The 20,582-nt window shown below is 63.0% G+C and carries 21 protein-coding genes and 1 tRNA gene; 6 read left to right on the top strand and 16 right to left on the bottom strand.

Translation table 11 applies throughout. The features are described 5' to 3' along the window. Nucleotides 1–94: 94 nt before the first annotated feature. The 5 genes from ggt to AC07UC_RS03660 form a co-directional block, all read right to left on the bottom strand. Nucleotides 95–1,681: a gamma-glutamyltransferase gene (gene ggt, locus AC07UC_RS03680; protein WP_494904089.1), complete on the bottom strand. Its 1,587-nt coding sequence runs from the start codon at nucleotides 1,679–1,681 to the stop codon at nucleotides 95–97. Between the two features lie 48 nt (nucleotides 1,682–1,729). Further along, nucleotides 1,730–2,530, bottom strand: a complete 801-nt coding sequence (locus AC07UC_RS03675) for an ABC transporter permease (RefSeq protein WP_494904087.1) — start codon at nucleotides 2,528–2,530, stop codon at nucleotides 1,730–1,732. Continuing rightward, entirely contained in the window at nucleotides 2,527–3,450 is a 924-nt protein-coding gene (locus tag AC07UC_RS03670) for an ABC transporter permease (protein ID WP_494904085.1), read from the bottom strand. The genes AC07UC_RS03675 and AC07UC_RS03670 overlap by 4 nt, the downstream gene beginning before the upstream one ends. Next, on the bottom strand, nucleotides 3,447–4,532 hold the full coding sequence (locus AC07UC_RS03665; RefSeq protein WP_202327160.1) for an ABC transporter ATP-binding protein: 1,086 nt from the start codon (nucleotides 4,530–4,532) through the stop codon (nucleotides 3,447–3,449). Before AC07UC_RS03665 ends, AC07UC_RS03670 begins: the two co-directional genes overlap by 4 nt. A gap of 91 nt (nucleotides 4,533–4,623) precedes the next feature. Further along, nucleotides 4,624–5,664, bottom strand: a complete 1,041-nt coding sequence (locus AC07UC_RS03660; RefSeq protein WP_140770803.1) for an ABC transporter substrate-binding protein — start codon at nucleotides 5,662–5,664, stop codon at nucleotides 4,624–4,626. Nucleotides 5,665–5,819: 155 nt separating this feature from the next. Here AC07UC_RS03660 and AC07UC_RS03655 point away from each other — a divergent pair, with 155 nt between their 5' ends. Beyond that, nucleotides 5,820–6,602 carry a GntR family transcriptional regulator gene (locus tag AC07UC_RS03655; RefSeq protein WP_494904083.1) on the top strand — a complete coding sequence of 261 codons (783 nt, stop codon included), beginning with the start codon at nucleotides 5,820–5,822 and terminating at the stop codon, nucleotides 6,600–6,602. Nucleotides 6,603–6,718: 116 nt separating this feature from the next. Here the strand turns inward: AC07UC_RS03655 and AC07UC_RS03650 are convergent, their stop codons facing one another. The 4 genes from AC07UC_RS03650 to AC07UC_RS03635 form a co-directional block, all read right to left on the bottom strand. Beyond that, the gene (locus tag AC07UC_RS03650) at nucleotides 6,719–6,895 is read right to left on the bottom strand and encodes a hypothetical protein (protein WP_494904081.1); all 177 of its coding nucleotides are present in this window, start codon (nucleotides 6,893–6,895) and stop codon (nucleotides 6,719–6,721) included. Between the two features lie 7 nt (nucleotides 6,896–6,902). Continuing rightward, a complete protein-coding gene (locus tag AC07UC_RS03645; protein WP_140770801.1) occupies nucleotides 6,903–7,109 on the bottom strand; it encodes a hypothetical protein in 207 nt (68 codons plus the stop codon). Between the two features lie 101 nt (nucleotides 7,110–7,210). Further along, nucleotides 7,211–7,969 (bottom strand): SDR family oxidoreductase, encoded by a 759-nt coding sequence (locus tag AC07UC_RS03640; protein ID WP_494904078.1) that lies wholly within the window; start codon nucleotides 7,967–7,969, stop codon nucleotides 7,211–7,213. 121 nt (nucleotides 7,970–8,090) lie between these two features. Next, nucleotides 8,091–9,710: a winged helix-turn-helix domain-containing tetratricopeptide repeat protein gene (locus AC07UC_RS03635; protein WP_494904076.1), complete on the bottom strand. Its 1,620-nt coding sequence runs from the start codon at nucleotides 9,708–9,710 to the stop codon at nucleotides 8,091–8,093. Nucleotides 9,711–9,742: 32 nt separating this feature from the next. On the opposite strand from AC07UC_RS03635, the gene AC07UC_RS03630 reads away from it, so the two are divergent. Further along, complete coding sequence (locus AC07UC_RS03630) at nucleotides 9,743–9,961, top strand: hypothetical protein (RefSeq protein ID WP_494904074.1); 219 nt, start codon at nucleotides 9,743–9,745, stop codon at nucleotides 9,959–9,961. Nucleotides 9,962–10,044: 83 nt separating this feature from the next. Here AC07UC_RS03630 and AC07UC_RS03625 read toward each other — a convergent pair whose 3' ends face one another. The 3 genes from AC07UC_RS03625 to AC07UC_RS03615 all read right to left on the bottom strand — a co-directional run bounded on the left by AC07UC_RS03625 (nucleotide 10,045) and on the right by AC07UC_RS03615 (nucleotide 12,621). After that, complete coding sequence (locus tag AC07UC_RS03625; RefSeq protein ID WP_494904072.1) at nucleotides 10,045–10,575, bottom strand: dihydrofolate reductase family protein; 531 nt, start codon at nucleotides 10,573–10,575, stop codon at nucleotides 10,045–10,047. Nucleotides 10,576–10,939: 364 nt separating this feature from the next. Continuing rightward, on the bottom strand, nucleotides 10,940–11,680 hold the full coding sequence (locus AC07UC_RS03620; RefSeq protein ID WP_494904070.1) for an SDR family NAD(P)-dependent oxidoreductase: 741 nt from the start codon (nucleotides 11,678–11,680) through the stop codon (nucleotides 10,940–10,942). A 5-nt stretch (nucleotides 11,681–11,685) separates the two neighbouring features. Further along, entirely contained in the window at nucleotides 11,686–12,621 is a 936-nt protein-coding gene (locus AC07UC_RS03615) for an NAD-dependent epimerase/dehydratase family protein (protein WP_494904068.1), read from the bottom strand. Between the two features lie 89 nt (nucleotides 12,622–12,710). Here AC07UC_RS03615 and AC07UC_RS03610 point away from each other — a divergent pair, with 89 nt between their 5' ends. Then, nucleotides 12,711–13,616, top strand: coding sequence for a LysR family transcriptional regulator (locus AC07UC_RS03610; protein ID WP_494904066.1), 906 nt, complete (start codon nucleotides 12,711–12,713; stop codon nucleotides 13,614–13,616). Between the two features lie 192 nt (nucleotides 13,617–13,808). Here AC07UC_RS03610 and AC07UC_RS03605 read toward each other — a convergent pair whose 3' ends face one another. The 4 genes from AC07UC_RS03605 to AC07UC_RS03590 form a co-directional block, all read right to left on the bottom strand. Further along, nucleotides 13,809–14,831, bottom strand: a complete 1,023-nt coding sequence (locus tag AC07UC_RS03605; RefSeq protein WP_494904064.1) for an alpha/beta fold hydrolase — start codon at nucleotides 14,829–14,831, stop codon at nucleotides 13,809–13,811. 348 nt (nucleotides 14,832–15,179) lie between these two features. Further along, a complete protein-coding gene (locus AC07UC_RS03600; protein ID WP_202325094.1) occupies nucleotides 15,180–15,797 on the bottom strand; it encodes a TetR/AcrR family transcriptional regulator in 618 nt (205 codons plus the stop codon). A 309-nt stretch (nucleotides 15,798–16,106) separates the two neighbouring features. Continuing rightward, nucleotides 16,107–16,183 (bottom strand) — tRNA-Arg (locus tag AC07UC_RS03595). A 276-nt stretch (nucleotides 16,184–16,459) separates the two neighbouring features. Then, the gene (locus AC07UC_RS03590) at nucleotides 16,460–17,947 is read right to left on the bottom strand and encodes an ATP-binding protein (protein WP_202325093.1); all 1,488 of its coding nucleotides are present in this window, start codon (nucleotides 17,945–17,947) and stop codon (nucleotides 16,460–16,462) included. Nucleotides 17,948–18,227: 280 nt separating this feature from the next. Between AC07UC_RS03590 and rpmH the strand changes: the two genes are divergently transcribed. Genes rpmH through yidC form a run of 3 tightly spaced genes read left to right on the top strand, consistent with a single transcriptional unit; the run spans nucleotide 18,228 to nucleotide 20,556 of the window. Continuing rightward, complete coding sequence (gene rpmH, locus AC07UC_RS03585; RefSeq protein ID WP_008833937.1) at nucleotides 18,228–18,362, top strand: 50S ribosomal protein L34; 135 nt, start codon at nucleotides 18,228–18,230, stop codon at nucleotides 18,360–18,362. A gap of 14 nt (nucleotides 18,363–18,376) precedes the next feature. Continuing rightward, nucleotides 18,377–18,730, top strand: a complete 354-nt coding sequence (gene rnpA, locus AC07UC_RS03580) for a ribonuclease P protein component (protein ID WP_140770787.1) — start codon at nucleotides 18,377–18,379, stop codon at nucleotides 18,728–18,730. A gap of 14 nt (nucleotides 18,731–18,744) precedes the next feature. Further along, a complete protein-coding gene (yidC, locus tag AC07UC_RS03575; RefSeq protein WP_494904060.1) occupies nucleotides 18,745–20,556 on the top strand; it encodes a membrane protein insertase YidC in 1,812 nt (603 codons plus the stop codon). Nucleotides 20,557–20,582 lie beyond the last annotated feature (26 nt).

Below are 20,582 nucleotides of genomic sequence, written 5' to 3'. Positions count from 1 at the left end.
CGGCTCCGGACAATTGTCGACGTTGGCGCCGGCAGGCGGATGAGGGCCAGCGCCAACACCTTGAAGGCGGTCCTCCAATTCCCTGCCCCATCCCTCAATACCCCAGCGCCATCCCGTCCTTGCGCGGATCGGAGGCGCCGGTCAGCGTGCCCTTCTCCCAGTCGATCAGCACCGCCTGCCCGCCGCCAAGCGGATGCTGCGGTTCGACGACACGATGGCCGCGCTTGCGCAGGCCTTCGAGCGCATCAGGGGGAACGTTACGCTCGGCCTCCACAACGCCGTCATTGTAGAACACGCGCGGCGCGTCCAGCGCCTGCTGCGGGTCCATGCCGAAGTCGATCATGTTGGTCAAAAGGTGGACATGGCCGAAAGGCTGGTAGCCGCCGCCCATGACGCCGAACGGCATCACCACGCGGCCGTTCTTCGTCGCCATGCCGGGCATGATGGTGTGCATAGGCCGCTTGCCGGGCGCGATCGCGTTCGGGTGCGCCGGGTCGAGCCGAAAGCTTGAGCCACGATTCTGCAGGACGACGCCGGTCTTCGGACTGACGACGCCGCTGCCGAACGAATAATAGGTCGAGTTGATGAAGGAGACCGCGTTGCGGTCACGGTCGACGATCGAGATGTAGACCGTGTCGCTGCCGGGCAGGTCCAGGCGCGGCAGATGCGTCATGGCGCGGTCGCGATGAATCTCGGCGCGCAGCCGGTCGGCATAGGCGCTGGACAGAAGCTCTCTCACCGGCACCGGAACATGGTCCTGGTCGCCGAGGTAGCGGTCGCGGTCCTGGTAGGCCAGGCGTCCGGCCTCGATCTCCAGATGCAGGCGCTCGGCGCCGTTGGGATCGAGCCCGCCGAGCTTGAAGCCCGACAGCACGTTCAGCATCAAAAGCGCCGTCAGCCCCTGGTTGTTCGGCGGCATCTGGTGGATGTCGTGGCCGCCATAAGAGGTGCTGACCGGCGCTACATAGTCGCCCTTGGTCGCCGCGAAATCCTCGTGCGAATGCAGCCCGCCGAGTTCATTGAGCCGGCGCACCATGTCGTCGGCGACAGCACCTTGATAGAACCCGGCGCGGCCCTGCTTGGCGATTATCCGCAAGGTGGCGGCGAGTTCCGGCTGGCGATGGATATCGCCGGCCTTCGGCGCCTTGCCGTCCGGCAGGAAGATGCGCGCGGCGTGTTCGTCGGCCGACAGGTCGGTTTCCGGCTCGGCCCAGTCGAAGGCAACGCGGTCATGCACGACATAGCCGTTCTCGGCATAGTGGATGGCCGGCACCAGCACCTCGGCCAGGCTCTTGCGGCCATGATCTTCCAGCAGCCGGCACCAGGCATCGATGGCGCCTGGCACGGTCACCGCGTGCGGTCCCTGTTTGGGAAGCTCGCTGAAACCCTTGTCCAGATACCAGTCGACGGTGGCGCCCGCGGGGGCTCGGCCGGAACCGTTGAAGGCCAGCACGTCGCCTTGTCCCTTCGGGCAGTAAAGGACAAAGCAATCGCCGCCAATGCCGGTCGATTGCGGCTCGACGACGCCTTGCACGGCGGCGGCGCAGACGGCGGCGTCCATGGCGTTGCCGCCGGCGCGCAGCATGTCGATCGCGGCGAGGGTGGCGAGCGGATGCGATGTCGCGACAACCGCCTCCGTGGCACGAACCGGCGAGCGGCCGGGAAACTGGAAATCACGCATTCTGTCTGGATATCCCATGGTCACTAAAGCGAATTGGTCTGATGGAAATCAATGCCGCCGCCCGAAGATCTGCGCCATCGACAGGAGCAGAACGGAAAGCACGATCAGGCAGGTCGAGATGGCGGCGATGGTCGGATCGATCTGGTCGCGCAGCGCGTTGAACATGCGGCGTGTCAGTGTCGTCGTCTCGCCGCCCGAGATGAACAGCGAAACTACCACTTCGTCGAAGGAAGTGATGAAGGCGAACAGTGCGCCCGAGACGATCGAGAAGCGGATCTGCGGCATCGTCACCTGCCAGAAGGCGCCGATGCGCCCGGCACCCAGGCTACGCGCCACCCGCTCCTGGTTCATGTCATAGGAGCGCAAGCCCGACAGCACCGTCAGCACCACCAGGGGCAGCGCCTGCACCGTGTGCGCGATGACCAAGCCGGTCAGCGTGTTGTTGAGGCCGATGCGCGCATAGAGGAAGAAGGTGCCGATGCCGATCAGGATGACCGGAATGATCAGCGATGCGGTGAGCAGGCCGTTGATGGTGCCGTTGAAGCGTAGCGTGCCCCGGTTGATCGCATAGGCGGCCGCGGTGCCGAGCGGCGTCGCCACCAGCACGGTCATGACCGCCACCTTGACCGAGACGATGGTGGCGTCGCGCCATTCCAGCGACTGGAAGTAGCTCTCGTACCAGCGCAGCGACCATTGCTGCGGCGGGAACTGCAGCAGCGTCGAATTCGAAAACGACATGATGACGATGATGACCGACGGCGCGATCAGGAACAACAGCACCAGGCCGCCCAGCGCGTAGAGCCACAGACGTTGCCGGTGCGAGATCGGCAGGCCGACATCCCCGCTCATCGCGAACTCCACACACCGGTGGCACGCGCGCCGAGCAGCCATTGGAAGAGACCGAGAAGCGCCAGCGTGACCAGCAGCAGCACCACGCCAAGCGCCGCGCCCGCACCCCAGTTGGAATAGAGGCTGGTGGTCTGCTCCATGCGCATCGCCCACATGATCACCTTGCCGCCGCCCATCAGCGCGGGCGTGACGAAGAAGCCGAGGCAGAGCACGAAGACGATGACCACGCCCGAGGCGAGGCCGGGCAGCGACAGTGGAAAGAAGATCTGCCGGAAAGTGGCGGCCGGGCCGGCGCCAAGGTTCATGCCGGCGCGCAGGCAATCCGTGTCGATGGTCTTCATCGAGGCGTAGAGCGGCAGCACCAGGAAGGGCAGCAATATATGCGTCATGCCGATGACGACGCCGGACAGATTGTTGGCGAGCGACAGCGGCTGGCTGATCACGCCGAGGTCGATCAGCCAGCTGTTGATCAGGCCCTTGCGCTGCAGGATCACCAGCCAGGCATAGGTGCGCACCAGCACCGATGTCCAGAACGGCAGGATGACGAAGATCAGGCAGATCGACGCCGCCCGGCGCGGCAGCTGCGACAGCATGTAGGCCAGGGGATAGCCGAGCAGCACGCAGGCACCGGTGACGATGAAGGCCACCTTGAAGGTGGTGATGAAGGTCTTGATGTAGGAGGCCTGCTCGAAGAAGCGCGCATAGTTGGACGCGCTGAGGGCACCGGCCTCGTCGAACAGAGACAGCCAGAACAGCCAGCCGATCGGCACGATGATGATGGCGAAGACGAGGACCAGGCTGGGCGACAAAAGCGCCAGCAGCCTGAGCTGCTCGCGCCGCGCATCGGCGCGCAGAGCCCGCGCGTTGAGGTCCCGGCCCGCGCTGGTGGCCTCTTCGAGGAGGGCGGATGGCGCACTCATCCCTCGGCCTCCACCAGGATCGTGTCCTGTGCATCGAGGCCAAGCCTGACCGGCTGGCCGGGGGCCGGCAGCCTGGACAGCACGTCGCTGCGGCAATAGTCGCGCAGCGTCAGCTGGCGGCCGTCACGCAGCGAGGCGTAACAGACGAAGCTGTCGCCCTGGTAGATGATGTCGCTGAGCGTGGCGTCGAGCACGTTGATACCGTTCGGCGGTTCGGCAGCCGTGACCAGCCGCAGCTTCTCAGGCCGCACCACCATCAGGTGCCGGCCGGCGGCCGGCGGCGCCCCTGCCGTCTGGATCCGCCTGTCCTCATACCAGACTGACCCGTTGCGGCATTCGACGGGAATGAAATTCGATTCGCCGATGAAGCCGGCTACGAATTGCGTCTTCGGCGCGGCGTAGAGTGTTTCCGGCTTGTCGAGCTGCTCGATGCGCCCGGCGTTCATCACCGCGATGCGGTCCGACATGGTGATGGCTTCGCGCTGGTCGTGCGTGACATAAACCGTCGTCATGCCAAGCCGCCGGTGCAGGGCACGCAGCTCGATCTGCATGTGTTCGCGCAGGCCCTTGTCGAGCGCCGACAGCGGTTCGTCCATCAGCACGATGCGCGGCTCGAAGACGATGGCGCGCGCCAGGGCCACGCGCTGGCGCTGGCCGCCGGAAAGCTGGTCGACCCGGCGCTCGCCCAGGCCCTTGAGCTTCACCAGCTCCAATGCCTTCTCCACCCGCTCCGCCGTTTCCGTGGCCGGTACGCCGCGTTGCTTCAGCGGGAAGGCGATGTTGTGAAAGACGTTCATATGCGGAAACAGCGCGTAGTTCTGGAACACCATGCCGATGTTGCGCTTGTGCGGCGGCGTGGTGATGATCTCGTCGTCGCCGACCCGGATCGAGCCGCCATTGGCCCTGACGAAACCGGCCAGAATCATCAGCAGCGTCGTCTTTCCGGAGCCGGAGGGCCCGAGCAGCGTCAGGAATTCGCCGGCCTCGACATCGAGGTTCAGGTCGCGCAGCACCGACACGCTGCCAAATCGTTTCTCGATCCGGCGCATGCTGATCGGCAGCGCGGATGGCGCAATGGACAAGATCATCGTCTCCTGGTGAGGGGCGGCGGAAGCAGGGCGGGTTCCGTTTCAGCGTGCGCCGCCCTGCCGTGGTTCGGGTCCCGGCCGCGGCCTATTGCTGGATCAGATTGTTGAACTTCTCCGTCGCCTCCACCAGATTGTCACGCCAGAACTCGGCGTCCTGCAGCACCTGCTTCTTGACGTTTTCGGGCGACGAGTTGATGTCCTTGATCCGCTCCGGCGGGATCTTGCCGGTCTCGAAAGCCTTCTCGTTCACCGGCCCATTGTCGACATAGAGCGGCAGATTGGCCTGCAATTGCGGGCTGACGAACATCGCCAGCGCCTTCATGGCGGCTTCCTTGTTCTTGGCGCCCTTGGGAATGACCATGCAGTCGGCGGTGAGCACGCCCTGGTCGAAGGAGAAGCTGACCGGCGCGCCTTCCTTCTTCAGCGTCCCGGCGCGGCCGTTCCAGATGCTCGCCATGTCGACTTCGCCGTCCTTGACCAGCTGCATCGCCTGCGCGCCTGATGTCCACCAGGCATCGACATGGCCACGGATCTTGTCGACGGATTTCAGCGCGCTGTCGATGTCGACCGGATAAACCTTGTCGATCGGCAGGCCCGAGGCGAGTGCGGCGACGCTCAGCGTCTCGGTCGACTGGCTGCCGCTCAGCGCGCGCCGCCCCGGAAACTTCTCCACGTTCCAGAAGTCGGCCCAGGTCTTGGGGCCTTTGTCGCCGAAGACGTCGGTCCGGTAGATGAGGACGACGGAGGTGTAGGAAATGCCGACCCAGTCGTCATGCACCAGCTTCGGGTTGATGCCGCTCTTGTCGATGATGCCGTAGTCGAGCTTCTCGAACAGGCCTTCCTTCGATCCGCGCGCGCATTCGTCGGCGCCGAGTTCGGTTATATCCCATTTCACCGCATTGCCGGTCACCTGGAGGCGCACATCGTCGAGGCCGTTGGTGGTGTCCTGCTTGATGGTGATGCCGAGCGCGTCGGCGGTCGGATTGAAGAAGGCCTTGGTCTGAGCCTCCTGATAGGTGCCGCCCCATGAGGCGACGGTGATGGTATCGCCCGCCATGGCGGGGGCCGCGCCGGCCGCCATGAGGGCGGCAACCGCAACAACGCTAACGCTTCTGATCCTGTTCATTTTTCGGCTCTCCAACCGGTGTTCCCATTATTTTTGATTTCGCATGCTATTTTGTATACAATTTTGAGTGTAGCTTGGCGATCGGCGATGTCAACAGCGCTCGGCATTGCCAGGAGCCTTTGATCGGGAGGGCTGGCAGGACGCGGTGCCGGGGCGTGGCAAATCGCGCCGACTTTGAATACAGCTATGAGATCATGTCGACTTCCGGCGGAAAGACCGGAGAACTGGAAACGGACTTGGCCAAGGAAACCAAAAACACGCTGCGCGACTCGGTCTATTCCTCGCTCAAGGCGATGATCGTGACCGGTCAGATTCCGCCGGGCTCGCGCGTCACCGAGAACGATATCGCGGCCAGGCTCAATGTCAGCCGCACGCCGGTACGCGAAGCCTTCAACCGCCTAGAACGCGACGGCCTCGTCACAGGCCGGCCGCGCCAGGGCTATGTCGTCACCGAGTTCGACATCAACATGTTCCGCGAGGCCTTCGACATCCGCGAACTCCTCGACGGCCATGCGACCGAACTGGCGGCCGCCGCCGCGACCGAGAAGGACAAGGCACGGCTGCGCGCCATGCTGGCCGAATGCGAGCGGCTCGCCGCCATTCCCGACCGCACCACCAAGGAAAAATTCCAGGAACTCGAAGTGGGCATCGACCTGCATCGCGTCATTGCGCAGATCAGCGGCAACGCCATGCTGCACGGCATGCTGTGCGGCATCCTCGACAAGTGCCAGCACTATGTCTGGACCGAATTGCTGTGGCTCGACGAGTGGAAGATCGCCCGCGAAGAGCATGCCGAGATCATCGAGGCGATCTGCGCCGGCGACGCCGCTCGGGCCGGTACCCTGGCCCGTGCCCATGTGCGGGGATCACGCGAGAATGTGCTGCGCCTGCTGCAGGCCAAGTCGGATTACCAGAGTTTTCTGGCCAAGGCGTCCTGAGGGCGGCTTGGATTGCAACGACACGTTCTGCGCGATCACGGTCGCCCCACCCTTCCTTCGAAGAGCGAGCTTTCCGCATCCCTTCCGGGGACGGCCAAGAACCGGCGGCGGTGATGCTACCGATGCGCGCCGCTGGCCTGGGCAGTCGCTTCAGCCAACACCGCCAGCGCCTGTTCGACACTCCGTGCCTGGGCATCGGTGCGCTCGATATGCTTCACCATCAGCTTTCGCAGCACGGCGAGCTTCGCGGCGCGATATGCGGCACTCTTTTCGGGAGAGGGCATCATGGTCATGGCACAATCAGTGTGTGGTGGGATCGATCTGGCGGAGGCGTGAGCGCGCTTCAGCCACACGTTTTTGCTCGGATCTGATCCGGCAGCACAGGGCAAGGCTGATGCCGACGCCACGCTCCCCGTCCAGCATTGCATTTGCTCGCGTGAGAAAGAATTCCGCACGCTTGACGCGCTGCCTGGCTCTCGCCAGTTCCAGTTCCAGATGGTCGTACATTGTTCCGCACCCTTGAGGTCTGCGGTCCCTTCGAGGGGAAAACCGCCGCCGGGCGGTTTGGTTCCCCCCTGCTTGGCTCAAGGGCACCGAAGGCACACCCTTCAGCCCTTGTGTTCCTGGAGGCTGTTGCCGCCATCGACCACCAAAAGAGCGCCGTTGACATAGCTGGCGCCTTCGGAAGCCAGGAACACGACCGCCGCCGCCACTTCATCCGGCCGGCCCGCCCGCGCCGGCGGCGTATGCAAGGCCGCCATCCGTTCCATCTCGCTCGACGCGCCCGTTTCGATCCAGCCGGGAGCCACTGCATTGACCGTCACGCCGCTCCTGGCCACTTCGAGCGCCAGCGTGCGCGTCAGCCCGACCATGCCGGCCTTGGCGGCCGAATAGGCCGATGTACCTTCGAAAGACACCAGCGGCCCGGTGACCGACGCCACATTGACAATGCGCCCATGGCCCGCTTCGATCATCGCCGGCAGGAACGCATGGGTAACCAGGAACGCCGTCTTCAGGCTGACGTCGATGCCTCGGTCCCAATCGGCCTCGGTCATGGCGAGAAACGCCTTGTCGGCCGAGGGTGATGCCAGCGAGCCCATGCCGGCATTGTTGACCAGTATGTCGACGGCGCCGACATCTGCCCGCAGCCGCGCGACATCGGCGGCCTTGGTGAGATCGGCGACCATGGCCCCGGCATCGATGCCCGTGGCGCGAAGTTCGGTGGCGCGGTCAAGCACACGCGCGCTGGCGCCGGTGAGGAACACGGCGTGGCCGGTGTGACCAAGCTGGCGGGCAATGGCGAAGCCGATGCCGTCGGCGGCTCCGGCGCCGGTGATCAAGGCGCGTTTGATGCCGGGAAGGGTCATGATCAGGTCTCCAAGGGCCATGCCTGCCGCACGCAGACGGGCAGTGTCGGCTGTATCAGCGGAACCATACAATCCATCAGTAGGCTTGGCGGCTTGTGTGGGCCTCGCCCGGCTGCGAGGCTTATTCTTCCCTGTCAACGCGCTGCAGTATCGCGCGGTAACGGTTGCACACGGCGGGATCCCTGTAGAAATCCACTTCCGTATCAACGATCTCGTCAAGGTTTAGTCCGGGGTAATGTGCCTTGACCTTTGCCAGGACGTCTTGCGCTTGCCTGGTTTCGCCGAGCTCGGAATGGCAGATGGCAAGGCGAACGAGCGACCATGGCGGTACGGCTGCCATTTTCGCGTAGCAGGACGTTGCCTCGCTGTATCGTCCAGCCGTGGTCAGCAGGACGCCGCGAAAGTCATCATACCATCCCACGGCGTATGGGTCGCGGCGCTGGGCTTCGTTTATTTCACCAAGCCCTTCCTCCGGCCTGTCCGTGTGATTGAGGAAAATAGCGCGGATACTGAGAATGAACGGATCGTTCGGATTGAGCGCAATCGCCCGGTCAAGGCTGATTTCAGCTTGCCTGAACTGGCGCAAGTACAGGTGAGCGAAGCCGGTGGCGAGATGCCCATAGGCCTCGTCGGGGTCAAGGCCCAATGCGGTTCTCGCGATCTCCAGTCCGGAATGCAGATGACCGGGATTGTTGTAGTCCCAGTAGTACTTGATGGACTCCACAAAGCTCAGCATGGCGTGGGCGGCGGCAAACCGCGGATCAAGCTTTACCGCCTGGCGCAGAAACGGTTCCGCTTCGAGCACCGTGTCATAGACCGATGCCAGTTGCAGCGCCCGCAGGTAAAACTCATAGGCCGACATATTGTTGGTCGGCCGGGCCCTGGCGCGCGACGCGATCGCGGTTCTGGCCTGCCGGGCCAGGCGGGCCGCGATCATCTGGGTGATGTCGTCCTGAATGGCGAAAATATCGTCGAGTTCGCGGTCGTAGTGCTCGCCCCAGATATGGGCCGCCGAGGACGCGTCGATCAACTGCACGGTCACCCGGATTCGGTTGCCGGTCTTTCGCACGCTGCCTTCGACGATGTATTTGACGCCAAGTTTTTCCGCCACCTCGGCCACGTCATTGGCCTTGCCGCGGAACTGGAAGGAGGAGTTCCGCGCAATGACCAGGAACTCCCTGAACTTGCCAAGCCCGGCGATGATGTCTTCGGTTATCCCGTCGCTGAAATAGGCCTGCTCCGGGTCGCCGCTCATATTGTAGAGGGGAAGGACAGCGATGGACGGCCTGGACGTCGCCGGAGCTTCCGTTGCAACCGCCAAGGGCTTGGGGCCGGCATATTTATAGCCGCGGCCATGCACGGTAACGATCATCTCGGCAGGCAGCAGTTTTCGGAGCGCTGAAACGTGGACTTGGAGCGTGTTCTCCTCCACCACCACGCCGGGCCAGACCGCATCGAAGAGTTCGGTCTTGCCGACCACTTCGTCCGGCCTCTCCAGCAACACGGCCAGGATGTCGAAGGACCGCGCCGAAAGCTCCACCGGCCCCTGGGGCCCCAGCAGCACCCGTTCGGTTCGTTTCAGGCTGAAGTTCCCGAAATCCACGTCCATTTGCCAAAAGCCCGTCGCTCGCGGGCAGGATAACCCAGGACGGTATAATCCAAGACGGTCCTGATGGCGAACTTCAGGACTGTTCAGGGTTATTGAGGGCTTTTCAGGCTGAGGCCAAGGACCTGGGCGCAAGGCGGCGTCATCCTCACTTGCAGGAGGACGCCATGACCGACATGTCCACGAGCGCCCCGATCACCAGCTGCCGTTCCGGCTTGCAGGGAACAAGCCTTCCCACGCTCAGAATCGCGGCATCGCTTGCCGCCATGTCCGCCGTGCTCGGCGGTGCCTTCAAAATGGCCTATGCCGAGCCATACACCAGTCACGGCCGCCGGCCGCAGGTTCTTCCGGTCGATGATCTCGAAGGTCGGGATCCGACTTGGTGAGCTGCTCAAGACGCCTGTCGAGTGGTTCTGGAAGATACCGCGCCGATGACTGGGGCGGAGTGGCACGGGCGCACATCGCGCGATCAGGCAGGAACGTAGGTCAGCCGGATCACGTCCTCGCCAATCCGGTCGTGAGCCAGGAGGCGGAGCCGCGACCGGGGTCCGGCGAAATATGGCTTGCCGTGACCAAGCACGACGGGGTGCAGGTAGATTCGATACTCATCGATCAGGCCAAGCTCTGTAAGGCTTTGCGCCAAGGTCGGACCAGCAACCTCGATCTCCCCCTCGCTCCCGGCCTTCATATCGCGGATCGCACTTTCGAGATCATCCCCGATCAGCCTGGCCTTGGGGCCGACCGACTTCAGCGAGCGCGAAACGACCCATTTTGGCTGGTTCCGCCACGCCGCCGCGAAGGCCTGTCGATCCGCATCCCATTCAGGATGATCGTCGTCCCAGTAACGCATGATCTCATACATTTGGCGACCGTACACGCTGCCCGCCTGCTGCCGGGCCTCCTCGATGAAGTGGCGGAAGAGTGTAGGGGGTGGCGCAAATCCCATATGGTCGACGTAGCCGTCCAGGGACTGGTTCATTCCGAACACGAGCTTGGCCATAGCTTCCCCTTTCCCCGCACGGCACATCCGTGCGCTTCTGATTGCACTATGCAATCAGTCTAGATCGAAGGGCTCTATCCCGCAATTGGTTTTTAGAGCGCGCATGAAACGTCTCACGATCGAGCTTTTTGACCGATCCCACTCTCCCGGCGATGGCGGATCGCTGGGTCGCGTTGCCCGACGGAGATGCCTCTAGGGATCGAAATTTTCGTGTCCGCGGCAAGCCGAACACGATCACCGTGTGAACTTCTCCAACGCGGTCGAAGCGAGCCCGCTCTTTAGATGTGGGTGCAGGGTCAGCCCGCATGCGGCGCGAGCGCGCACGTGCCTGCGTGATGAAAGAGCCGCATCGATAGTCTTCCTTTCAAAGTTTCAGAAGGCCACCGTCAACCGCGATGGTCTGGCCGGTGACGAAACGTGCGTCGTCGCTGGTGAGGAAGGCGACGGGTCCGGCGATGTCGGCAGGCGTGCCCAGGCGCTTGATCGCCTGCATCATGAAGACCTGTGCCTTCTGCTCGTTGGGCATGCCGCTGGCGCCCTCGGTGTCGGTGATTCCGGGATGGACGGCGTTGACGATGATGTTGTCGGCGGCGAGCTCGTTGGCGAGCGCGCGGACCAGGCCGACGACGCCCATTTTCGACGCCACATAGTGCGAGAAGCCCATGCCCGGCGGCGTCACCAGGTTGACGGCATCGGACCCGATAGCGACGATCGAGCCGCCACCGCCCTTGCGCATCGGAGGCACGATGGCACGCGCGCCGACCAGATGCGCGTCGAGGTTCACCGAGAAGACCCGGTGCCACTCCTCCGGCGTCATTTGGTCCAGTGTCGCCAACGGGTAGATGCCGGCCGCATGAACCAGGATGTCGGCACGGCCGAAGCGCTTTTCGACGTCGGCTGCGACCTTGGCCCAATCGGCCTCTTTGGTAATGTCGGCCGCGAGCGATATAGCGTCATTGCCGATGGCCTTGGCGATGTCAGGCGCGTCAGTGCGATTGACGATCACAACCTTCGCCCCGCGCTTCGCCAAGAGATCTGCGATGCCTCGACCAATGCCTTGCCGACCGCCCGTGACGATCGCGACCTTGCCTTCATGGGTTTTCATGGTTTTCACTCCTTCTTTGGGTTTGTGTTTGTAGTGGCCAAGGCGCGCAGGCGCGGCTCGCCGATCTCGGACAGCATGTCGTTGTTGCGGGGCGCCCAGCCGAGAGACTTGCGCGTCGCCGCGTCGCGCACACGGCTCGATACACTCATGATGAGCGCGCCGAACTCGCCCCATATTTCCGCGGCCTCGGCCATGGTGACGCTGCGCGTCTCGCAGCCCAGGTCGCGTGCGACCGCCTCGGCGATCCAGCGGTTGGGGATTTCGCCCGCGACAGCATGGTAGAGGGCGCCGCGCTCGCCAGCTTCGAGCGCGCGAGCAAACAGCTCCGCGATGTCGTCGACATGGACGTTGCCGTAAGTGGCAAGCCCATCGCCGATGTAGCAGGCGGCTCCGGTCGCCGCGACGGACTGGTAGACCATGGGCACATGGCCATGGTCTCCCGGCCCCCAGATCATAGGCGGCCGAACCACCATTGCACGCAACCCGCGCCCAGCGGCCGAACGCACCAGCGCCTCGGTTTCGACACGTGCCACCGCAAGCGGCTCGGGAGAAAACGCCTCGTCTTCGGCGAAGCTGTCAGTGCTCCACGCGCCCTCGGTGCGCTGGCAAAGAACCCCTGAGCCGGAAAGGAATACGAACGTCTTGTCGCTACCCGAGAGCGCGTCGAGCATGGCCGATACGGCCTCCAGTTCGGCCGGTGGTGCGATCTGCGCCGCATAAACAACCGCATCGACTGACTTTGCGGCGGCGACGACACCTTCGATGTCTTGCTCAAGGTCAGCGTGGACCGGGGTAATCCCGACCTCGATTAGCCGCGCGGCGGCTTCATCCGATCGCGCCAGTCCGCTGATGGCATTGCCCTTCGCGGCGAGTCTTCGCGCAGTCGCGCCACCCACAAACCCGGTCGCGCCGATGACAAGAACTTTAACTTTCTGGGACACAGGAGAACTCCTTCGCTTTGAAGGTGGTTCTTTCCAGATCCCATCAGTAGCCTATATTAGTAGATCGCACCCATCTACAGGAACGATAGATGCTCGATCCCGTGTCCCTCGACCAACTGCGTACCTTTGTTGCGGCGGCTGATACAGGCAGCTTTTCCGCTGCGGGGCGGTCGCTCGGCCGAGCTCAATCCGTTGTAAGCCAGACCATCGCCAATCTTGAGGCATTGCTCGGCGTCAAACTGTTCGAGCGCGTGGGCCGATACCCCGTGCTCACGGTCCAGGGCACCAGCTTGATCGTCGATGCCCGCCGGGTGCTAACAGAAGCGAACATGCTGAAGGCGAGGGCGCGAAGCATGTCTGAAGGGCTCGAGGCGGAGCTGTCCATTGTCGTGGACGTCTTCTTCCCCAGCCCGCATCTCACCGCGTGTCTGGCGAGCTTCAAGCATCAGTTCCCTTCGACGCCGCTGAGGTTGCATGTCGAGGCATTGGGAGCGGTGGCCCAACTGGTTCTGGACAGGGTATGTAGCCTCGGCATCACCGGTACGCTGCCTTTCCCGCCGCCCGGGCTGATGTCCGAACGTCTTGTCAGCGAGGAACTGGTGACGGTCGTTGCGCCGGAAACCTCCCTCGCGCGAGTTCGCGGCCCCGTAACTTTGCGAGAACTCGCCAGCGAGACGCAGCTGATCCTCACCGACAGGTCGCAGCTAACGGCGGGTGTCGAATATGGCGTGCAGAACAAGAATATCTGGCGGCTCGGTGATCTCGGGGCCAAGCACGCACTTCTGCTCGCTGGACTTGGCTGGGGACACATGCCCCGCTGGATTGTGCAAGATGACCTTGAGAGTGGCCGGCTCACGCAAATCGATCTGGAGGGACCGGCGGCCGGGATCATGCCCTTCCAGGCGGTCTACTTGAGCGACGCTTTGCCGGGGCCTGCTGGTCGATGGTTGATATCGAGCCTGACGGACCCGAGCACGGCAAGCATTGTGTGGTGAGCCACCTCGCTCGCCGCGGGAGAGTGGTGGCACCGGTTGATCAGTGCCTTTTCTTGTGCGGCGGGTTGGCTGGACGTGCTTGAGCCATTCGATGATGTGGTGCCGGTCGGCGAAGCCCCAAGCGGTCCAACGATCCGGCTTCGTTCAAGGCGCGCTCGAAGCGCGCCTTGATGCTTCATGAGGGCTAACCCGTCAGTTCCCTTTGAAGAAGAGGCGTAGGTGCTCTTCGGTGCGTTCGGGGCACTCGGAGGCGAGCCAGTGGCCGCAGCCCTTAAGGCTTTCGCCACGAAGGTCGGTCGCAGCCGTCTCCAGCTGCCGGCCCAGCAGGTCGCCGGTGCTGATGATGCCTGCTGTTGCCATTTCGGCCTCTGGCGTGGTTTCTCCGCCCAGCCACAACACCGGCATTTGAAGCTTGCCGCCCTTGGCGAGCCATGCCTTGTTCGCAGCGCCGTCCCGATCGAAGGCACGGTAGTAGTTGAAACCCGCGCGCATCGTTCCGACCGCGGCATAGGTGCGCAGGAACTCCTGGATGTCGGCTTCCTCGAAGCCGCGCGGATTGTAGGTGTATCCGCTCCAAAACTGGTCAAGGAAAAGGCGCTCATGGCCCTGTGTCAACGCTTCCGGCAGATCCGGCACCTTATTGAAGGCGAAGTGCCACGGCTGAATTGCGTCGGAATACGGCATCCCCATCAGCGGCACGTCGAGAATTGCCAGGCGTTTCACCATGTCGGGATGATTGCGGGCGATAGCAAAAGCAATCTGGCCGCCTAGGTCGTGCCCGGCGAGCGAGAAGCGGGTCAGGCCAAGCTGACGCGCCAGTTTTACGATGTCCTCACCGAGCTGGTCCTTGTCGTAGCCATTCTGGGGTCGGCTTGAATCGCCGAGTCCGCGTGTGTCCACCGCGATCACGTCGAAGTCCTTGGCCAAGCCCGGCATGACTTTATGCCACTCCCACCACGTTGTCGGCCAACCGTGGAGCAGGATCAATGGCTCCCCCTTGCCGCCGCGAACGTAGTGGAGGCGCACGTCTCCGACCGCCACGCGGTGATGGGTGAAGCCCGTGTCCGGACCGAGACCAGGGGTCAGCGGGTGGGCCAGCTCGGATACCGCGGCCGACGTCTGCGCTGCGGTCGCGTTTTGCGCGCCGGCCGCAACGCTGAACAACGTGGCGAGTATTAGGCCAAGCGCGACAACGTCCTTGCGTATACTTTTCATAGCCAGTTCTCCTTCATTTTCATTGAGGGGGAAGTGCTCGGCCGGGCTCTGCAAGACAGCGACCGGACAGAGCGTTGCGTTTTGCGCCACAGGCAACCCAATGCCATCCATGCGTGGCGTCAAAAATGCCAAACATTCAAAATTCGTAATGAGTATTACGATAACGATCAGTATGTTATCTGGTGAATGAATGTCAAGGAATTTATAATGACCGTTTCGAAAAACAGTTTTTGAGGTCTGCGGTCGCTGCGCTGGGAAGGCGTCTGATACGATGGAATTTCGTTCAGCGACCGTCGCGAAAGGACGTCTAGGACTTGGTGATTTCGAGCGCGGGCCTGTGCTGGCCCGTCACCGGGCGACCTTCCTTGAGACCGATCGCTTTTCGTTGCCCGGCCATGTGGAAAGTGCCTGGTCGGCGACAGCCTTCAGCATGTCGTGGCTAAAGCCTGCCTTGGCCTGCACAGCCATGCCGTGTGTAATAGCCATCACGAATGCAGCAAGGGCGTCGGGCTTCGCCTGCTCCGGCAAGTCGCCCTCTGCCTTTGCCCGCTCGAAGCGGGCACGAAGCTGCGCCTGACCCGCCGCACGAAAATCTATCAACGCTTGTCGTACGGGTTCCGCGTCGTCGGACACCGCCAGGGCTCCATTGACGCCAAGACAACCCGTATGGTCGGGATAGCGCGTATTAAGGTCGGCCGCATTATAAAGGATGTGCGCGGCAACCTCCCGCGCGGTGGGCAGCAGAAGCGCTTCTGGAATATAATCCAGGTACAACTCGTCATAGCGAGCCAAGGCTTGCCGGAAGAGAGCTTCCTTGTTGCCGAAGGCTGAGTACAGGGCGGGCCTCTCCACGCCTGCCGCCTCAACAAGGTCAGCATACGATGCGCCCTCGTAACCCTTGCGCCAAAAGACGTTCAATGCGGCGTCCAGTACCTTCTGCACATCAAATTCGCGATGGCGTCCCATCTGGTCGACCTTCCATTTTCATAACGGACATTATTAAACCACTTGACAGATCAAGTGCAAGGTCGCCGACATGCTGGGCCACTTCGGACGCGTCAGAACCAGACGGCTCCGCTTGCGGCCGGCAGATCTTAGACGTCGACCCTGCGCAGCATCGAACGACAGGGTTCGCACCCCGAAGATGCTGAGGTCTAGGCACTCGAGCGCCTTCTAAGAAATGTCCGTTCTTCCAAACCGGATGAATTCTGGTACCCAGGTCGGTGCGGTCGCGTTGGCCAGCCTTAAAACACCAGCGATTTCAATTGAATGGAATGGCGCGCCCGAAGAGATTCGAACTCCTGACCCCCAGATTCGTAGTCTGGTGCTCTATCCAGCTGAGCTACGGGCGCGCATCAGGCCATGTTTTCAACGGCCCCGCGATCCGATCCCAAGGACCGGCCGCGAATGTGTGCAGTTCCCTAGCGACTGAATTTGGGAAAAGCAAGCCGATCCGGCAAAAGTTTTGTCGTGAGTGTGTCATCTGGCGGTGACAGCCCCGCCCGGAGGCTTTGAAGCGGCCGACGAGCCGGTCTGATTTCAAGCTGGGCGGGGAAAAGTCGCGGGGAAGGCCATCAAGAGCGTCAGTCCCGAAAGGCGAGAGCCTCGGGAAAGCACCACCGAGACTGTCAAGCCGGACGGCGCAGGCTACCGCGCGCCTGGTCGAGCCGCACCGGTTGGTCGGGGATGGTGACCGCGAAAGTGGTGCGCCCGCCAATCGATTCGACCAGTTCCACCGTGCCGCCATGGGCGCGGATCAGTTCGTGCGCGATCGCCAGGCCAAGACCGGTTCCGCCGCTGCGCGCCGAGCCGCGGAACGCCGCGAACAGGTTTTCGCGCGCCTTCGGCGGCAGGCCGGGCCCGGTGTCGGTGACGGCGATGCGGCTGACACTGCCCATGCGCTCGGCCGAGACCGCCAGCCGCCGCACCACCGCGCTCTCTGTGTCCGCCGCCATCGCCTGCACCGAGTTGCGGCACAGATTGGTGAGCACCCGGAACAACTGGTCGGAATCGGCATCCACCTCGAAAGCCACCTCGACCGCGTTGATGAACTCGATGCCCTCCTCGATGTCGAGCAGGCCGTGTACATCCTCGACCAGCTGGCGCAGCCGCACCCTGCGGCGCGAAGGCGGCGGCTCCTGCGTACGGCCGTAGTGAAGCACGCCTTCCGAATAGGAGACGGCCCGGTCGAGCGCGCGCAAAAGCTTCGGCGCGAAGGCTTGCACGGTCGGATCCCTGACCTGGCGCAGGCGGTCCGACATCAGTTGCGCCGAGGCCAGGATGTTGCGCATGTCGTGGTTGATCTTCGAGACCGCCAGGCCGAGGTCGGCAAGGTGTTTCTGCTCGGAGAGCATCTTTTGCAGCCGCTCCTGCATCTGCGACAGCTCGCGTTCGGCAACGCCGATCTCGTCGGCGCGGGCGGCGGGATGGATGATGCGCCCGGGATCGTCGGGGGCCTCGGAGAAGGACAGCATCGAGCGCGTCATGGTTCGGATCGGCCCGATCATGATCAGGTCGATCGCGGCATAGACCAGCATGGCGGTGAACAGCGAGATCAGCAGCGAGACGAAGGCGACGTTGCGCGAATAGATGAGCATCGCCTTGCGCAGGGAGTAGTCCGGCATGATCAGCTCGAACTCCTTGTCGCTGTCGCCGACCGGTCCGAAAACCCGCAGCATCCGGTCGCCGCCGAAGAACAGCGTGTCGAGCGCGCCAGTCATGCCCTTGATCATGCCGACGCTGGCGAGGTCGATGTGCTCGTCTACCTGCGGCGGCATGTCCGCCACCACCAGAAGCCGCGAGACGCCGCCGTCGCGCACCGCGATCGCCTTGGCGCCGATCGCCATCAGCACGTCGTTCTGGGCCGTGCGCGATAATGAGGTGGACTCGCCCTGCACCAGCACGATCGAAACGGCGGCGGCCGTGCTCAGCCGCTCCTTGAGCCAGCTCAGCCGGTAACTGGCGATCCAGGGCAGGAAGATGAGCACTTCAGCCAAAAGCACGAAAACGATGGTCAACAGCAGCAGTTTTGTCGACAGGCCGCGTGACAAGGGCACCGTGCGGACGGCGGCTGGCGCCGTGCCGATCCCTTCCCCTGCTTGGCTGGCTTCGCTCATGCGACTCTGTCTTCACAATCACTTGATCGGCCAAGATTAGGCGATTATGCGTTTTTTGCCAATTTCATCCTTCGGTCCGAACATTAAATTACCGTCATGAAGCCTGCGTCCACGTCGCGACGACGCCGGATTGACTTCCAAAACCCTTCTTTCTATAAGCCCGCTCACGCTCGGGCCATTCGTCCCGGCGCGGTTTCGATCGCGCCAAAACAGGCCCGGCAAAGCTCCTGTTACAAAGTGACAGAATCAAGAAGGGCCGCACCCCGCGGTATTAAAACAAATGAAGCGTACCTACCAACCGTCCAAACTCGTCCGCAAACGCCGGCATGGTTTCCGTGCCCGCATGGCCACCAAGGGTGGTCGTGGCGTCGTCGCAGCTCGCCGCAACCGCGGCCGCAAGCGGCTCAGCGCCTAAGCGAGACAAGATCGTTGCCCGCAACCGGCAAGCCAGTGGGGCAAAATCCCAAGCGGCTTCTGAAACGCGCGGAATTCCTGGCCGTCCGTCGTGGTGAGAAGCGACGCGGACGGTTTTTCCTCGTCGAGGTCCTTGACCGCGGCGATGGCGGCGTGCCGCGTGTCGGCTACACCGTTACCAAGAAGGTCGGCAACGCTGTTGTGCGCAACCGCGTCAGGCGGCGGCTGAGAGAAGCCGTCCGCACCCATGCCGCAGATGACATGACGCCCGGCAATGATTATGTCATCGTCGGGCGCGATGATGCGCTGCGCGCCCCCTTCGGCCAGTTGAAGGCCGAACTCTCCCGCCGACTTCGCGGAACACGATAGGCCAAGGGCTCTCGATGGAAAATAACCGGAACTTCTTCATCACCATCGCGCTGTCGGTGCTGATCCTGACTTTGTGGCAGGTTTTCTACATGAACCCGCGCGTCGAGGCGCAGCGCGAGGCCGCCAAGATCGAGCAGCAGCGTGTCGAGGAGCAGAAGAAGGCGGCCGAGGCCGCCAACCCGGGTGCTGGAACGCCTGCGCCTGCGCCTGGCGCCATTCCCAACGCGCCTGGCGGCGACACCGTCACCGCGGCCGGCCGTGATCAGGCACTTGCCGCTTCGACGCGCGTCAAGATCGACACGCCGAGCCTCGAGGGCTCGATCAACCTGACCGGCGCGCGCCTCGACGACCTCAAGCTCAAGCACTACACCGAGACCGTCGACAAGAATTCGCCCGAGATCGAACTGCTCAACCCGTCGACACTTCCCACCGGCTATTTCGCCGAGATCGGCTTCGTCGGCAATGACAAGACCGGCACGGTACCGGGTGCGGACACGGTGTGGAGCATCGAAGGCAACCCGACGCTGACCCCGTCGACGCCGGTGACGCTGACCTACACCAACGACAAGGGGCTGACCTTCAAGCGCACCTACTCCGTCGACGGCGACTACATGTTCACGGTCTCGGACACGGTGCAGAATTCCGGTTCCAGCGCGGTTTCACTGTCGAATTACGGCCGTGTCACCCGCTATGACAAGCCGGCTGTCGCCAGCACCTACGTGCTGCATGAGGGCCTGATCGGCTTCACCGGAGCGGAAGGCCTGCAGGAACACAAATACGCGTCCATCGAGAAGGACAAGGAAGTCAAGCCGGGCAAGTCGACCGATGGCTGGCTTGGCATCACCGACAAATACTGGGCGGTGACGGTGGTTCCGAGCGAGAAGCAGCCGTTCCAGCCGCGCTTCGGCTATTTCGTGGACGGCCGCCACCGCTATCAGTCCGACTTCCTGACCGATCCGATCAATGTCGAGGCCGGCCAGTCGGCGACCGTTGAGACCGAGGTCTTCGCCGGCGCCAAGGAAGTCGCCAAGATCAACGCCTATGCCGAAGACCGCCACATCAAGCGGTTCGACCTTCTGATCGACTGGGGCTGGTTCCACTTCATCACCAAGCCGATGTTCTGGCTGATCGACACGCTCTACAAGTTCCTCGGCAATTTCGGCCTGGCGATCCTCGCCACCACCGTCATCGTCAAGGCCATCTTCTTCCCGCTCGCCAACAAGTCCTACGCGTCGATGGCGAACATGAAGAAGGTGCAGCCCAAGATGCTGGAGATCCGCGAGAAATACGCGGACGACAAGATGAAGCAGCAGCAGGCGATGATGGAGCTGTACAAGACCGAGAAAATCAATCCGCTTGCCGGCTGCTGGCCGGTGGCGCTGCAGATTCCGGTCTTCTTCTCGCTCTACAAGGTGCTCTACATCACCATCGAGATGCGCCACGCGCCGTTCTTCGGCTGGATCCAGGATCTGGCGGCGCCCGATCCGACGTCGCTGTTCAACCTGTTCGGCCTTATCCCGGTCACGCTGCCGCATATGCTGATGATTGGTGTCTGGCCGCTGATCATGGGCGTCACCATGTTCCTGCAGATGCGCATGAACCCGACGCCGCCGGACCCGACGCAGGCCGCGATCTTCACCTGGATGCCGATCATCTTCACCTTCATGATGGCGGGTTTCCCGGCCGGCCTCGTCATCTACTGGGCCTGGAACAACACGCTCTCGATCCTCCAGCAGGGCGTGATCATGAAGCGCCAGGGCGCCAAGATCGAGCTGTGGGACAATCTGGTCGCACTCTTTCGAAAGAAACCGTCGCCGGCGGAATAAGGCTCCTTGCAGCCAGCAGCCTTCGG

The sequence above is a fragment of the Mesorhizobium sp. GW821-FHT04C10 genome, assembly GCF_059420305.1.
The sequence above is the reverse complement of the archived record's forward strand: the minus strand, read 5'-3'. Positions and strand labels throughout refer to the sequence as shown.

Coding starts and splice junctions, on each gene's coding strand:
- AC07UC_RS03640 (WP_494904078.1), bottom strand. CDS start 7,969: ATGACCCTTCCCGGCATCAAACGCGCCTTGATCACCGGCGCCGGAGCC.
- AC07UC_RS03625 (WP_494904072.1), bottom strand. CDS start 10,575: ATGGCCAAGCTCGTGTTCGGAATGAACCAGTCCCTGGACGGCTACGTC.
- AC07UC_RS03675 (WP_494904087.1), bottom strand. CDS start 2,530: ATGAGCGGGGATGTCGGCCTGCCGATCTCGCACCGGCAACGTCTGTGG.
- AC07UC_RS03610 (WP_494904066.1), top strand. CDS start 12,711: ATGCTCGATCCCGTGTCCCTCGACCAACTGCGTACCTTTGTTGCGGCG.
- ggt (WP_494904089.1), bottom strand. CDS start 1,681: ATGCGTGATTTCCAGTTTCCCGGCCGCTCGCCGGTTCGTGCCACGGAG.
- AC07UC_RS03670 (WP_494904085.1), bottom strand. CDS start 3,450: ATGAGTGCGCCATCCGCCCTCCTCGAAGAGGCCACCAGCGCGGGCCGG.
- AC07UC_RS03630 (WP_494904074.1), top strand. CDS start 9,743: ATGACCGACATGTCCACGAGCGCCCCGATCACCAGCTGCCGTTCCGGC.
- AC07UC_RS03650 (WP_494904081.1), bottom strand. CDS start 6,895: ATGACCATGATGCCCTCTCCCGAAAAGAGTGCCGCATATCGCGCCGCG.
- rpmH (WP_008833937.1), top strand. CDS start 18,228: ATGAAGCGTACCTACCAACCGTCCAAACTCGTCCGCAAACGCCGGCAT.
- AC07UC_RS03660 (WP_140770803.1), bottom strand. CDS start 5,664: ATGAACAGGATCAGAAGCGTTAGCGTTGTTGCGGTTGCCGCCCTCATG.
- AC07UC_RS03605 (WP_494904064.1), bottom strand. CDS start 14,831: ATGAAAAGTATACGCAAGGACGTTGTCGCGCTTGGCCTAATACTCGCC.
- yidC (WP_494904060.1), top strand. CDS start 18,745: ATGGAAAATAACCGGAACTTCTTCATCACCATCGCGCTGTCGGTGCTG.
- AC07UC_RS03620 (WP_494904070.1), bottom strand. CDS start 11,680: ATGAAAACCCATGAAGGCAAGGTCGCGATCGTCACGGGCGGTCGGCAA.
- AC07UC_RS03590 (WP_202325093.1), bottom strand. CDS start 17,947: ATGAGCGAAGCCAGCCAAGCAGGGGAAGGGATCGGCACGGCGCCAGCC.
- AC07UC_RS03645 (WP_140770801.1), bottom strand. CDS start 7,109: ATGTACGACCATCTGGAACTGGAACTGGCGAGAGCCAGGCAGCGCGTC.
- AC07UC_RS03600 (WP_202325094.1), bottom strand. CDS start 15,797: ATGGGACGCCATCGCGAATTTGATGTGCAGAAGGTACTGGACGCCGCA.